This window comes from Pectobacterium cacticida (assembly GCF_036885195.1).
Taxonomy (GTDB): domain Bacteria; phylum Pseudomonadota; class Gammaproteobacteria; order Enterobacterales; family Enterobacteriaceae; genus Pectobacterium; species Pectobacterium cacticida.
Map to the genome: position 1 here is coordinate 983,157 of NZ_CP133656.1, position 13,624 is coordinate 996,780.

Below are 13,624 nucleotides of genomic sequence, written 5' to 3' on the forward strand. Positions count from 1 at the left end.
TTTACCGTACATTCGCCCTTTATATAATGTTTTCTGAGTTTGTCATGACCTCTCTGCCCATTGGAATAAAAATCGCGTGAGACTCTTTGCTCAACTGAGTTGGTATTTTCGCCGTGAATGGCGTCGCTATCTGGGGGCGATCGCGCTCTTGATTGTCATTGCCGTACTGCAATTGCTTCCGCCTAAATTGGTTGGCGTGCTCGTCGATGGTGTGACGCAACACGGCATGCCGATGACTAAAGTGATGATGTGGATTGGCGTGATATTGTTGACCGCAGTCATAGTCTATGTGCTGCGCTATGTGTGGCGCGTGTTTCTGTTTGGTGCGTCATATCGACTGGCGGTGGAGCTACGAGAAAATTTTTACCGCCAACTCAGTCGTCAGCATGCTGCCTTTTATCAGCGTCATCGTACCGGTGATCTGATCGCTCGTGCCACAAATGATGTTGATCGGGTCGTCTTTGCCGCAGGTGAAGGGGTGCTGATGCTGGTCGACTCTATGGTAATGGGATGTGCGGTGCTGATTGTCATGTGCACGCAGATTAGTTGGGAACTCACATTATTGGCCTTACTTCCTATGCCGATCATGGCGCTTTTCATCAAACGCTATGGCACCCAGTTGCATAACCGGTTTAGAGCCGCACAGGCGGCATTTTCTTCGCTCAACGATCAGGCGCAAGAAAGTTTAACCAGTATTCGCATGATTAAAGCCTTTGGATTGGAAAATTACCAATCAGCACGTTTTGCGCAGGTGGCAACGGATGCCGGTGCCAAGAATATGCATGTTGCTCAGGTTGATGCCCGTTTCGATCCCACTATCTATATTGCCGTGGGATTGTCGCATTTACTGGCAATTGGTGGCGGTAGTTGGATGGTGATTAACGGCTCACTCACGTTAGGGCTGCTGACCAGCTTTGTGATGTATCTGGGATTAATGATCTGGCCGATGCTGGCGCTGGCCTGGATGTTTAATATAGTTGAGCGGGGAAGCGCGGCATATAGTCGTATTCGTCAACTGTTGGCGGAAGAACCCGAAGTGAAAGATGGCAAAGCGTCCTTGCCTGCCGGGCGTGGCGAGTTGGCCGTGAATATTGACGCATTTCGTTATCCGGACACTTCTCATGACGCTTTGCAGAATATCCATTTTACGTTAGCACCGGGCAGTATGTTGGGATTATGCGGGCCAACGGGAGCGGGTAAAAGCACATTATTGGCGCTAATCTTGCGTCACTTCGATATCCAGTCAGGCGAAATTCGCTATCACGATCGGCCATTGTGCGATCTGCGGTTGGATGAACTACGTAGCCGTTTCGCCGTGGTGGGACAAATGCCTTTTTTGTTTTCGGACACGGTGGCACAAAACATCGCACTCGGTCGCCCCGATGCCACGCCAGTAGAGATCGAGCAGGCGGCGCGTCTTGCAAACGTCCATGACGATATTCTGCGCTTACCCCAGCGCTACCAAACGGAAGTTGGCGAGCGTGGTGTAATGTTATCGGGAGGGCAAAAACAGCGTATTGCGATTGCGCGAGCACTACTACAAGAAGCGGAAATCCTGGTACTGGATGATGCGTTGTCTGCGGTTGACGGGCGGACAGCGCACCAGATTTTGCAGAACCTGAAAACATGGGGTGAAAAGCGCACGTTGATTGTCAGCGCGCATCGTCTGTCAACGTTGGCTGACGCGGATGAAATCATCGTGTTGCAACAGGGGCAACTCGTGCAGCGTGGTGCGCACCGTGTGCTGGCGGCTGAGCCTGGATGGTACCGAGATATGTACCGTTACCAACAGTTAGAAGCGGCGTTGGATGATGCGCCGCAGCCGGAAGGAACAAAAAATGAATAGCGCCAACCCGTTCGGGGCAACGTTGAAACGCCTGTTGGCCTATGGTTCACCTTGGAAGAAACCGCTATTGATTGGGGTTTTGATGTTATGGGTCGCCGCTGGCGCAGAGGTCTCAGGCCCCATGTTAGTAAGCTATTTTATCGACCATTTGGTGGCTAAAGGTGAATTCCCCTTGGCAGTGGCGGCGGGGCTAGCCGCGGCCTATATCCTGCTGCAAATACTGGCGGCTTCACTACACTATTTTCAAGCGCTGTTGTTCAACCGCGTCGCGGTGGGGGTTGTGCAGCAACTACGTATTGATGTAATGGATGCTGCATTGCGTCAGCCGCTGAGTACCTTCGACAAAGAGCCTGTCGGGCAGTTGATTGCACGCGTCACCAATGACACTGAAGTCGTGAAAGATCTGTATATCACGGTAGTTTCGACTGTGCTACGCAGTGCGGCACTGGTTGGCGCGATGTTGGTAGCCATGTTTAGTTTGAACTGGCGGATGGCGCTGGTTGCGTTGATGATTTTTCCCGCGGTAGCCGTAGTCATGGTGCTTTACCATCACTTTAGTACGCCTATCGTGCGTAGAGTAAGAAGCTATCTGGCCAATATTAATGACGGTTTTAACGAAGTGATTAATGGGATGGGGGTCATTCAACAGTTTCGTCAGCAGGCTCGCTTTGGCAATAAGTTAGGCACCGCCAGTCGTGAACATTATGAAGCGCGTATGAAGGCGTTGCGTCTAGATGGGATTCTACTCAGGCCGTTGTTGAGCTTATTTTCTGCGATGGTGTTATGTGGTTTATTGTTTCAGTTTGGTCTTAACGCTGATGACGCGGTAGGGGTCGGTGTTTTGTACGCATTTATCAACTACCTGGGTCGTCTGAATGAACCTTTGATTGAGCTGACAACTCAGCAGTCTATGTTTCAGCAGGCCGTGGTCGCCGGAGAACGTATCTTTGAACTAATGGACGGCAAACAGCAGCGCTATGGCGATGATGAACGCCCTTTGGTTACGGGACGTATCGATATAGACAAGGTCTCATTCTCCTATGGCACAGAAAAACGCGTATTACGGGATATTTCCCTGACGATACCGGACCGTGGTTTTGTTGCGCTGGTTGGGCATACAGGCAGCGGCAAAAGTACGCTGGCAAGCCTGTTGATGGGATATTATGTGCCGAATGAGGGAGAGATAAGACTTGATGGACGTCCGCTATCGACGCTGTCTCACACCGTTTTGCGCCAAAATGTGGCAATGGTGCAACAAGACCCAGTTGTGCTGGCGGAGTCCATGTTTGTCAATGTGACGTTGGGGCGTGATATCAGTGAAGATGCCGTCTGGCGCGTGCTGGAAGTCGTGCAGCTTGCTAATCTGGTTAGAGATTTCCCAGAAGGCTTGCATACGCGGATTGGTGAGCAGGGGAATAACTTATCTACAGGACAGAAACAGCTGCTAGCGATTGCGCGAGTCTTAGTGCAACCGCCCAAAATCCTGATTCTCGATGAGGCCACGGCAAATATTGATTCGGGTACGGAGCAGGCGGTGCAAAAAGCATTGCGTATTATCAGGGAGCAAACGACTTTGGTCATCATTGCACACCGTCTTTCCACTATTGTTGAGGCCGACATGATTATGGTGCTCCACCATGGTCAAGCCGTTGAACGGGGAACGCATAAGCAATTGTTGCAACAACAAGGGCGTTACTACCAAATGTATCAATTGCAGCTTGCCAAAGAGGATCTTGCCGCAATTAGCGCGGAATCTTGCCCAGTCTAATACTGTGGTTTTGATGCAAGAGCCTGCACCGCCTTGTATGGTGCAGCGCTGACGTCTGGATGTTGTTTCGCACCATCAATAAGCACACGGCTTGGTGTTTTTACTCGGCTTGCACTGAAAATACCCCTGTTGCACTAATTTGGTGCTGCCCTTGCCCTGTTTTTCCCATTTTTCGTTCTCGACGTGTTTGATTTATAACCGCTCTACTCCCTGCAAGCGTACCCTATCCCGATTTATGCCAGATAAATCATTTATGGCACACCCTTTGCTTTAATCATGGCGTGTACCGACTTCGTAGATCTGTAATCGAACAAGTGACGGGCGAAAGCCTGAACGTAATGGCTAGGGGGAAGATGAATGAAACTGGTTACTGTGGTGATAAAACCATTCAAGCTGGAAGATGTGCGTGAAGCATTATCCTCTGTCGGCATCCAGGGACTCACCGTCACTGAGGTGAAGGGATTTGGTCGTCAGAAAGGACATGCCGAGCTATACCGTGGCGCAGAGTACAGCGTTAACTTTTTACCCAAGGTAAAAATTGATATCGCAATTGCGGATGACCAACTGGATGAAGTGATAGACGTCATCAGTAAAGCCGCATACACCGGAAAAATTGGTGATGGCAAGATTTTTGTCGCCGAATTGCAAAGGGTTATCCGTATTCGTACGGGTGAAACTGACGAGTCCGCACTTTAACAACACCTAACGTAGATACGTAAATAGGGATGGATGAAAATGAAAAAACTCTTCTCTTCATTAGGTCTCGCTACAGCGGCATTGCTCCCATCGTGGGCAATGGCTGCTGCACCGACGATTGATAAAGCGGATAACGCTTTCATTATGATTTGTACCGCGTTGGTACTGTTTATGACGATACCGGGTATCGCACTATTTTATGGTGGCTTGATTCGTTCAAAAAACGTCCTGTCCATGATGGCTCAGGTGAGTGTATCCTTCGCGATGGTCTGTATTCTGTGGGTGGTTTATGGCTACAGCCTGGCGTTCAGTGAAGGTAACGCTTTCTTCGGTGGCCTAAGCACATTCATGTTGAAAGGTATTGGGATAGAGTCCGTGAGTGGAACGTTCTATCAGTTTGTGCATGTGGCGTATCAGGCTTCCTTTGCCTGCATCACCGTGGCACTGATTGTCGGGGCAATCGCTGAACGTATTCGCTTCTCTGCGGTACTCATTTTTGTTGCGATATGGCTGACATTCTCTTATTTGCCAATGACGCATATGGTATGGGGCGGTGGTTATCTGGCCGCAGATGGCGCGCTTGATTTCGCTGGGGGGACGGTTGTACACATCAATGCGGCGGTTGCTGGGTTGGTTGGTGCTTACCTATTGGGTAAACGTGCAGGTTTTGGCAAAGAAGCTTTTAAACCCCACAATTTGCCGATGGTGTTTATCGGTACGGCAATTCTGTACATTGGCTGGTTTGGTTTCAATGCAGGGTCTGCGGGGGCGGCCAACGGCATCGCTGCGCTGGCCTTTCTGAATACGGTGGTCGCTACCGCTGCTGCAATTCTTGCATGGGTCGCTGGAGAGTGGATTGTACGAGGAAAACCGTCTTTATTAGGCGCATGCTCAGGCTGTATCGCTGGCCTGGTGGCCATTACACCGGCTGCGGGTACAGTCGGCGTGGGCGGCGGACTGATCATTGGGCTAGCTGGTGGCATAGCGGGCTTGTGGGGCGTAACCGTACTGAAAAGATGGCTGCGTGTCGATGATCCCTGTGATGTATTCGGCGTTCATGGCGTGTGTGGGATCGTCGGTTGTATTCTGACGGGCGTATTCTCTTCGGCGTCGCTGGGCGGAACAGGCTATGCGGAAGGCGTGACAATGGCGCATCAGGTTTGGGTTCAGCTATTCAGCGTAATTGTTTGTTTGGTGTGGTCAGGCGTTGTGGCATTTGTTGCCTTCAAAGTGGCGGATATGATTGTCGGCTTGCGTGTACCTGAAGAGCAAGAGCGTGAGGGGCTGGACGTTAACAGCCATGGTGAGAGCGCTTATAACCAATAAGTAAGGTATTTTCACAGTGTACAGGCGCGGAACTAATCCGCGCCTGTACTATTTGTACTACGCCTAAATTATTCGTAATTCGTACTACCCCACAATTGTTTTCCATCTCAAACGGTTTTTACTACTTTGAACCTCTGGTCGTGAGTGAGGTTATTAATTTCATACTTTCTCGATTACTGACGGCGACGTATTACGCCTTCCTGTACGCTAGAGGCAACTAACACGCCGTCACGGGTGTAGAATTGCCCACGCACGAAGCCCCGCGCGCCGGATGCTGAGGTGCTTTCCACCGAATACAATAGCCAGTCATCAAACCGGAAATCGCGGTGAAACCACATTGCGTGATCTATTGTGGCTACCTGCACACCGGGCTCCAAAAAGCCAACACCATGAGGTTGTAGAGCGGTAAGTAGGAAATTGCAATCAGATGTGTAGCCAAGTAGATATTGGTGAATACGCTTGTCTTCAGGAAGTGAGCCATTGGCACGGCACCAGACATGGCGCACTGGCTTATCTGCTTGACCTTTTAAGGGGTTGTAGAATTTTACCGGGCGCATTTCAATTGGGCTGGACTGAATGAGTTTATCGCGTAAGCGGGGCGGCAAGAGATGTTGTATAGACTGAGCAATCTCCTGCTCGGATTTCAGCGCTTCTGGCGGCGCGACGTCTGGCATTACATTCTGGTGTTCAAACCCGTCTTCATGGCTTTGAAAAGAGGCTGTCATATAAAATATAGGTCGACCATTCTGAATGGCGCTAATACGTCGCGTGCTGAAACTATTGCCATCTCGCAGGTTCTCTACATCATAAATAATAGGCTTCTGACTGTCTCCAGGTAGCAAAAAGTAGCCATGTAGAGAGTGGATATTGCGTTCGGCTGGTACGGTCTGTTTGGCCGCTGACATGGCCTGCCCAACAACCTGCCCGCCAAAGACCTGACGTAGTCCGAGATCGTCGCTTTGTCCGCGAAACAGTCCTTCTTCAAGTTTTTCTAAATGTAGGAGGTCGAGAAGGTGTTGCAGTGATTGATTAATCATGTCGGCCACCCTAGGTAGTGATGATTGGTTATCTATTTGTTTTTTAAAGTGTAAGGTTTTTAATTTTTTCTGTTTTTTGCAATAAATATTCGACTTTAAGGAAAATAACAGAATGTTGCACCATAATTAAGATGTTGGACAAATCATACTATTTTGAATGCTGATGTTCGATACCGATAGTTTGGCAATAACAAAGGAGACTGACTGAATGAAATTATGGCATATTTTAGGCGGTATCACGCTATCGTTGGTGTTAACTGCATGCGCTCAAAAGAATGATTATGGCGTTTCCCCGCTAACTGGGGAGCCTGTCACCAGTACTTCTTCATCACGTCCGGTTATAGCGATGCCAGCGGTAACTGGTAGTGTGAATATTCCTCAGCGCATAGCACTTCCCCACAACGCTGTATTGACCGTGACCGTTTCTGATGCGTCGTTGGTAGGCGTGCCATCGAAGGTAATTACGCAGCGCGTAACGCGTACCGATGGAAAACAGTCGCCTTTCTCGTTTAGATTACCGTATAACCCGGCAGATATTCAGCCCAATGCGCGAATCCTACTGAGTGCTGCGGTTGCCATTGATAACCACATTGTTATGGTAACAGAGAATGTCTTACCCGTTATTACCAACGGCGTTAATAACGTTGATTTGGTGTTAACCCCTGTTGCTTCTGTTGCTTTACCCGCAAACAATACGGGAACAGTCTCTTCCCCTTCAGCAAACCAGCCTCCCAGCAGTTAGAGACGCTGGCGGCCGTGATAGTCAGCTTGATTTAGTGGCTACGCGCCGTTCGTTATGGCGCGTATTGCCAGCGATATTCAGTAAGATTAACCTTTCCCTGACGATTGAATACAATCCCTTCCGCCTGTAGCGCAGATTTCTGGCGCAAATAATCACCACCAGTTAATGATATTTCACCTTTGCGGTTGATTACTCTATGCCATGGGAGTTTGCTGTCTTTCGGCAGGCGTTTTAATACGCCACCCACTTGCCTCGCTGCTTTAGGGGAGTTTGCAAGCTGTGCAATATCGCCATAAGTTGCTATTTTCCCATAAGGGATCGCCGCGACAATGTGAAATACGCGTTGGCGAAAATTATCATTTTCTTCTGACATCACGGTATGTTCCTGTACTCCTACGCGGTTGTATTTCATAGTGACATAGCTATATGGGTAAGAAAACACCGGTTAGCATGTGTTAGCTTGCAATTGCGTATTCCATCGCTGATAATGCCACCGCTTTGTTATGTGTTGCCACTAACGTTTGTAGTAGGCGTCATTGCAGAGTTGTCAATGGAGGCCCTATCGGTTCTCTCGCAACACTAACCTGTGGATTCGGTCAGGTCCGGAAGGAAGCAGCCGCAGCAGGAGACGTGTGTGCCGGGATGTAGCTGGTAGGGCCTCCACCATTTCTATTTTTAGGCGCGTCTGGCTGTCAGATTACTCTTCATTCCTCATCGATAAATTCGGTTTTCCATCGTGTGACAATACCCCGGCATCATGTTGTGTCCCTCCGACATAAGCGTTAAGTTTAAAAAGACATTTACGCTGATTTCAACTTGTGTAGAAAGAATATTGTACATTTCTACTTCGTGCATAATCTTAAAGTGGTTTCTATTCCGGAATGGAGGATTAGTAACGTTATCGATTCGTTTGCTAGCACTTAGAGAGAAATAAACATCGGGAAGGAGGAAAACTCATTTTTATTTAATATGAAAAATACAATTTGTTACAAATGACGTATGAGTAATAAAATAAAAGGATAATAAAAACAAAGGCCGATAATAATATCGGCGCAATGTAGTCGATATCGATTTTGTACGCGGACAGCTATGTATTAGCGAACGTAACGCCATACCGCAGTTGGAACTTTATCATAAAGCTTGTTCATCGTCAGTTCAGCTAAACGATGATCGGCGGCGGAAAAGAACATCTCCAATTCATCATTAGAGAGCTCATACTTGTTTTTTTCAATAACGCGTTCCAGCGTGTCAATAGTTGTGCATTTACGCAAACGCATCAAATAGTCGATTTTCTTCATAATGACCTATACAAATAGTACCTGGTGGTTAAATATATATAAATAAATTATTGCTTAACTTTTAGCAGGCGTACAGATGTTCTCCCCTGAGAACATTCCGAATAATGTTGTTTTGGACTTCTGCCAACGCCGCAGTTCAGCATCATTGATACCATAGTTGCCAAACAAAACATAAGTATCATCCAAATACGTTTCAACCTGCTTTGAAAGCTCGCTCTCGTTGGGGTATTTTATTTTAAAAGTAAGAACAAATGTAGCGATATACTCAATAAGTTCGTTTAATTGGAGATTGATCGCAGATGTCGGATCATTGACCCAACCATGGCTGCTATCACCTAACGTCGCTATGCTTTCGTCACACAGATTTTCACATAAGAACCTGAGTTGGGCAATATCATAATGTTTTGGTGTGTATTCATCCATATCAATCCCTCCGTTAAGCCGTTATTTAGTGTTACTGCGGTTAACATCTATAAACAGGTAGACTGATGAAAAGACATTATACCCGTTATACTTCGAGATATGTATGTGTTGGCTCCTGTCCTTGCCCCTATGTTATCGATAACAACGCCGGGGAAGATTACTGCTGTTATGGACTACAACGTGAATTTATTAAGGGGAGATCATATTCTATTTCGATGCTATTACAGGCAATATGTTGAACCATTGAGGTTTATTCAAAAAGAACGAAACAACTCGGACTTTCACCATCTATACTCTACTATCTCGCAAAACAGGGCTGGGGTAAATACCTCTTTACCACGACTTGGCCTTAAGTATAGCTATGTGATGTCGGTTACGGCAGTATGATGATATATAACTATAGCAAAAGCATTCATAACGTTCACGGGCAATAGATAAAGTTTTCACCGCTATTTGTTTTGATTAACCGCCAGATTTATGTCGTATCAAGGCGCATTGAATAAACGTGATGGCGATTAATTTAATACTCTAATCTGAATGAGTGGGTAGGGACCGTAAAAGTATCGTCTCGTGTTTCGGCAGCCAGGCGGATGATGTGGATTATCTTATTGTTTCGGCAGTTTTTTATTTGAGTAAATCCGTACAGCTGCGCGGGTATCATGACACAGGCTGTACGGAGTGAGTTAAAGAAAGATTAACCTTTTTTCTTTTTTCCGCCTTGTACCGCCTTAAAGCGCGGGTTTGATTTGCATATTACGTAAACGCGCCCGCGACGGCGGACTACAATACAATCTTTATGACGATTTTTTGCTGCACGCAGTGAGCTGAGTACCTGCACTTATCGTTCCTCCTGATTACTTGAAAAAGTTTCCAAAGCGTTGCTGGAAGCGGGCCGTACTGCCTTCTTTGGAATATTCTTTTTGCTTGCCGGTATAATAGGGATGCGAGGCTGAAGACACATCAATCGTGACGTAGGGGTATCTCTGCCCTTCAAGCTCAATTTCTCGCTCGGTTCTAATTGTTGAGCCTATCCTGTAATAGACATCGGCACTGGTATCATGAAATACCACGGTGCGATAGTCGGGATGAATGCCTGCTTTCATAATTACCTCAAATGTAATGTTATAACATAATAATATAGTGCACTCATTTAGTTTGAGGATCAACTGTTATTAAAGCGTTTAACTATTGGCGCTGTCCGCGCGACAGTACCCGCAACGCTACAAGGGGAAACGCAATATTGCACGGAGTGAGTTCTGGCACTGTGGCTCTTAAGCCAATCGGAGGCGTAAAAAAGGCCGCTAGGCGGCCTTTTACAAAAAGTGTTGATAGTTTCGTTACTAGTGGGCTGTCGTACCGTCTACCTTCTTACCAAAACGACGGCGGACGACAACAAAGAACACGGGAACGAAGAATATGGCTAGCACGGTAGCGGTAATCATTCCGCCCATTACCCCGGTACCAACGGCGTTCTGAGCGCCGGAACCAGCACCGCTACTGATGACCAACGGCATGACGCCAAGTATGAAAGCCAGTGACGTCATCAGGATTGGGCGAAGACGCATACGAACAGCATCGAGCGTTGCTTCTATCAGCCCTTTACCTTCTTTTTCCATCAGATCTTTAGCAAATTCGACAATCAATATGGCGTTTTTCGCGGATAGCCCTATGGTTGTCAACAGGCCCACTTTAAAGTAAACGTCGTTTTCAAGACCTGTCATATTTGCTGCAATCAGCGCACCAATAATCCCCAATGGAACCACCAGCATGACGGAGAAGGGGATTGACCAGCTTTCATAAAGCGCTGCCAGACACAGGAACACAACAATCAACGAAATAGCATAGATCGCGGGAGCCTGGTTCCCTGATAATCGCTCCTGATAGGACATCCCCGTCCATTCGTAGCCAATACCTTGCGGTAATTGGGCAACGAAACTTTCCATCATTGCCATCGCTTCACCGGTACTCTTACCTGGCGCCGCTTCGCCCTGTATCTGCATAGAGGGTTGACCGTTATAACGCTCTAAGCGTGGTGAACCGTATTCCCAGTGGCTAGTTGTGAATGCAGAGAACGGTACCATTTGTCCGTTATTACCACGGATGTACCAGTTTTTAATGTCATCCGGCAGCATACGGAAAGGTGCATCGGCCTGAACATAAACTTTCTTCACGCGACCGCGATCGATAAAGTCATTCACATAGGAACCACCCAGTGTCGTTGCCAACGTTGAACTGATATCTGACAGTGATACACCAAGCGCCTGCGCTTTTTCCTGGTCAATATCAAGACGGAACTGAGGTGTGTCTTCCATCCCATTAGGACGAACCTGCACTAGAGTATCAGGGTGTTGCGCCGCCATACCCAGCAACTGGTTACGCGCTTCTGTCAGTTTTTCATGCCCCAGGTTAGCCTGGTCAATCAATTGGAAATCGAAGCCCGTCGCAGTGCCCAGTTCGACTATTGCCGGAATGTTAGCCGCTATGACAATCGCTTCTTTATACTGGCTGAAGACGGCATTCGCTCTGCCCGCAATTGCTTGGACTTTGTTTTCTGCCCCGCTGCGTTGACTCCAGTCCTTTAGACTGGCGAAAGCCAGACCGGTATTCTGCCCACGACCAGAGAACCCAAAGCCTGAGACAGTAAACACTGAATTGACATTATTTTTCTCATTTTCGAGATAATAATTTGCCACTCTATCCATAATTTTCTGCGTATTTTCCTGTGTTGCACCGGAGGGTAACTGAACGATGTTCAGGAGAACCCCCTGGTCTTCGTCCGGCAGGAAAGAGGTGGGTAAACGCAGGAATAGTAGCGCCAAGCCGACTACTATTAATAGATAGATAACCAGATAACGTCCTGTGCTGCGAAGGATATTCGCCACGCTATCCGTATAGTGGTGCGTGCTTTTCTCAAAAATTCTATTAAACCAGCCAAAGAAGCCCGTTTTCTCACCATGATCGCCCTTGGCGATAGGTTTAAGCAGTGTTGCACAGAGCGCTGGCGTCAAAATCAACGCGACCAGAACCGATAGCACCATTGCAGAAACAATCGTAATGGAGAACTGGCGATAGATAGCCCCGGTGGAGCCGCCGGTAAACGCCATTGGGATAAACACGGCGGAAAGGACCAAAGCTATACCGACCAACGCCCCTTGGATCTGTTCCATGGAACGTTTAGTGGCTTCTTTAGGGGGCAGGCCTTCTTCCGCCATGACGCGTTCCACGTTTTCTACCACAACGATGGCATCATCCACTAAAAGTCCAATGGCGAGAACCATGGCGAACATCGTCAAGGTGTTAATGGAATAACCAAACGCGGAAAGGATGGCAAACGTCCCCAGTAAAACGACGGGCACGGCAATTGTTGGAATCAGCGTCGCGCGGAAGTTTTGCAAGAACAGGTACATGACCAGGAATACCAGTACGATAGCTTCCACCAGCGTCTTCACCACCTCGTTGATCGAGATTTTGACGAAAGGTGTTGTATCGTACGGGTATACGACTTTCAGGCCAGCAGGGAAGAACTCTTCCAGCTTGGTGAGCTCATTTTTTACTGCGGTTGCTGTATCTAGCGCGTTTGCGCCCGTTGCCAGCTTAATACCGATACCCGCAGCGGGTTTACCATTATAACGCGCTATAACGTCGTAGCTCTCAGCGCCCAGCTCGACGCGAGCAACGTCTTTAAGGCGAACCTGAGAACCATCCGGATTAACTTTCAACAGAATGTTAGAAAATTCTTCCGGTGAATTCAGCCGGGTTTGCGCAATGATAGAGGCGTTTAATTGTTGACCGGGAACTGGAGGCGTCCCACCTAATTGTCCCGCAGCAATTTGGTTGTTTTGAACCCGAATGGCCGCGCTAACATCACCTGCGGTTAATTGATATTTGTTGAGCTTATTTGGATCCAACCAGATACGCATGGCGTATTGCGAGCCGAACAATTGTGCATCACCTACGCCAGAGGTACGGCTGATGGGATCTTTAACGTTTGCCGCCACGTAGTCGGCGATATCCTGCTGGGACATTTTACCGTCGTCACTGATAAAGGCGGCAACCATGAGGAAGCTACTGCTTGATTTCTGAACATTTACCCCTTGCTGTTGTACTTCCTGTGGCAGCAGCGGCATGGCCAGTTGTAACTTATTTTGCACCTGAACCTGCGCGATGTCCGGATCGGTGCCCGCATCAAAGGTTAACGTAATCTGAACGGTGCCTGAGGAATCACTGCTAGATGACATATACATCAGGTTATCGATGCCGTTCATATTTTGCTCGATAACCTGCGTAACGGAATCTTGCAGCGTTGAGGCATCGGCACCCGGATAGTTTGCTGATATATCAATCGCTGGGGGCGCGATTGTCGGATACTGAGCAATAGGTAACTTAACAATTGCCAACAACCCTGCCAGCATCACCATGATGGCGAGCACCCAGGCAAAAATGGGTCGATCTATAAAAAACTTAGCCATGAATTGTACCGGCTCCTGT

Annotated in this window: 12 protein-coding genes and 1 other RNA gene; 6 read left to right on the forward strand and 7 right to left on the reverse strand. The window is 47.9% G+C overall.

Annotation, left to right across the window (positions count from 1 at the left end; genetic code table 11):
• Positions 1 to 76: 76 nt before the first annotated feature.
• From RFN81_RS04630 to amtB, 4 genes are all read left to right on the forward strand, one after another.
• Positions 77 to 1,846 (forward strand): SmdA family multidrug ABC transporter permease/ATP-binding protein, encoded by a 1,770-nt coding sequence (locus RFN81_RS04630; protein WP_264498000.1) that lies wholly within the window; start codon positions 77 to 79, stop codon positions 1,844 to 1,846.
• On the forward strand, positions 1,839 to 3,614 hold the full coding sequence (locus RFN81_RS04635) for a SmdB family multidrug efflux ABC transporter permease/ATP-binding protein (RefSeq protein ID WP_264498001.1): 1,776 nt from the start codon (positions 1,839 to 1,841) through the stop codon (positions 3,612 to 3,614). The genes RFN81_RS04630 and RFN81_RS04635 overlap by 8 nt, the downstream gene beginning before the upstream one ends.
• Before the next feature lie 357 nt (positions 3,615 to 3,971).
• Complete coding sequence (gene glnK / locus RFN81_RS04640; RefSeq protein WP_264498002.1) at positions 3,972 to 4,310, forward strand: P-II family nitrogen regulator; 339 nt, start codon at positions 3,972 to 3,974, stop codon at positions 4,308 to 4,310.
• Between the two features lie 39 nt (positions 4,311 to 4,349).
• The gene (amtB, locus tag RFN81_RS04645) at positions 4,350 to 5,636 is read left to right on the forward strand and encodes an ammonium transporter AmtB (protein ID WP_264498003.1); all 1,287 of its coding nucleotides are present in this window, start codon (positions 4,350 to 4,352) and stop codon (positions 5,634 to 5,636) included.
• A 173-nt stretch (positions 5,637 to 5,809) separates the two neighbouring features.
• Here amtB and tesB read toward each other — a convergent pair whose 3' ends face one another.
• A complete protein-coding gene (tesB, locus tag RFN81_RS04650; protein ID WP_264498872.1) occupies positions 5,810 to 6,670 on the reverse strand; it encodes an acyl-CoA thioesterase II in 861 nt (286 codons plus the stop codon).
• A 211-nt stretch (positions 6,671 to 6,881) separates the two neighbouring features.
• On the opposite strand from tesB, the gene RFN81_RS04655 reads away from it, so the two are divergent.
• Positions 6,882 to 7,415 (forward strand): YbaY family lipoprotein, encoded by a 534-nt coding sequence (locus RFN81_RS04655; RefSeq protein WP_264498004.1) that lies wholly within the window; start codon positions 6,882 to 6,884, stop codon positions 7,413 to 7,415.
• A 52-nt stretch (positions 7,416 to 7,467) separates the two neighbouring features.
• Here the strand turns inward: RFN81_RS04655 and RFN81_RS04660 are convergent, their stop codons facing one another.
• The gene (locus RFN81_RS04660) at positions 7,468 to 7,788 is read right to left on the reverse strand and encodes an MGMT family protein (protein ID WP_264498005.1); all 321 of its coding nucleotides are present in this window, start codon (positions 7,786 to 7,788) and stop codon (positions 7,468 to 7,470) included.
• Positions 7,789 to 7,975: 187 nt separating this feature from the next.
• Here RFN81_RS04660 and ffs point away from each other — a divergent pair.
• An RNA gene (gene ffs, locus RFN81_RS04665) (signal recognition particle sRNA small type) lies at positions 7,976 to 8,072 on the forward strand.
• A 437-nt stretch (positions 8,073 to 8,509) separates the two neighbouring features.
• On the opposite strand, the gene RFN81_RS04670 is transcribed toward ffs, so the two are convergent.
• The 5 genes from RFN81_RS04670 to RFN81_RS04690 all read right to left on the reverse strand — a co-directional run bounded on the left by RFN81_RS04670 (position 8,510) and on the right by RFN81_RS04690 (position 13,605).
• Entirely contained in the window at positions 8,510 to 8,713 is a 204-nt protein-coding gene (locus RFN81_RS04670; protein WP_005976087.1) for an HHA domain-containing protein, read from the reverse strand.
• 54 nt (positions 8,714 to 8,767) lie between these two features.
• The gene (gene tomB / locus RFN81_RS04675) at positions 8,768 to 9,136 is read right to left on the reverse strand and encodes an Hha toxicity modulator TomB (RefSeq protein WP_264498006.1); all 369 of its coding nucleotides are present in this window, start codon (positions 9,134 to 9,136) and stop codon (positions 8,768 to 8,770) included.
• Positions 9,137 to 9,830: 694 nt separating this feature from the next.
• Complete coding sequence (gene ykgO / locus RFN81_RS04680) at positions 9,831 to 9,974, reverse strand: type B 50S ribosomal protein L36 (RefSeq protein ID WP_264498007.1); 144 nt, start codon at positions 9,972 to 9,974, stop codon at positions 9,831 to 9,833.
• A gap of 16 nt (positions 9,975 to 9,990) precedes the next feature.
• Positions 9,991 to 10,239, reverse strand: coding sequence for a type B 50S ribosomal protein L31 (locus RFN81_RS04685; RefSeq protein ID WP_264498008.1), 249 nt, complete (start codon positions 10,237 to 10,239; stop codon positions 9,991 to 9,993).
• A 237-nt stretch (positions 10,240 to 10,476) separates the two neighbouring features.
• Positions 10,477 to 13,605 carry an efflux RND transporter permease subunit gene (locus tag RFN81_RS04690; RefSeq protein WP_264498009.1) on the reverse strand — a complete coding sequence of 1,043 codons (3,129 nt, stop codon included), beginning with the start codon at positions 13,603 to 13,605 and terminating at the stop codon, positions 10,477 to 10,479.
• Positions 13,606 to 13,624: the final 19 nt, after the last annotated feature.

Excerpts from the sequence above, each read along its gene's own strand:
- tomB (WP_264498006.1), bottom strand. The coding sequence starts at position 9,136 with ATGGATGAATACACACCAAAACATTATGATATTGCCCAACTCAGGTTC.
- RFN81_RS04635 (WP_264498001.1), top strand. The coding sequence starts at position 1,839 with ATGAATAGCGCCAACCCGTTCGGGGCAACGTTGAAACGCCTGTTGGCC.
- RFN81_RS04655 (WP_264498004.1), top strand. The coding sequence starts at position 6,882 with ATGAAATTATGGCATATTTTAGGCGGTATCACGCTATCGTTGGTGTTA.
- RFN81_RS04690 (WP_264498009.1), bottom strand. The coding sequence starts at position 13,605 with ATGGCTAAGTTTTTTATAGATCGACCCATTTTTGCCTGGGTGCTCGCC.
- glnK (WP_264498002.1), top strand. The coding sequence starts at position 3,972 with ATGAAACTGGTTACTGTGGTGATAAAACCATTCAAGCTGGAAGATGTG.
- RFN81_RS04660 (WP_264498005.1), bottom strand. The coding sequence starts at position 7,788 with ATGTCAGAAGAAAATGATAATTTTCGCCAACGCGTATTTCACATTGTC.
- amtB (WP_264498003.1), top strand. The coding sequence starts at position 4,350 with ATGAAAAAACTCTTCTCTTCATTAGGTCTCGCTACAGCGGCATTGCTC.
- RFN81_RS04670 (WP_005976087.1), bottom strand. The coding sequence starts at position 8,713 with ATGAAGAAAATCGACTATTTGATGCGTTTGCGTAAATGCACAACTATT.
- RFN81_RS04685 (WP_264498008.1), bottom strand. The coding sequence starts at position 10,239 with ATGAAAGCAGGCATTCATCCCGACTATCGCACCGTGGTATTTCATGAT.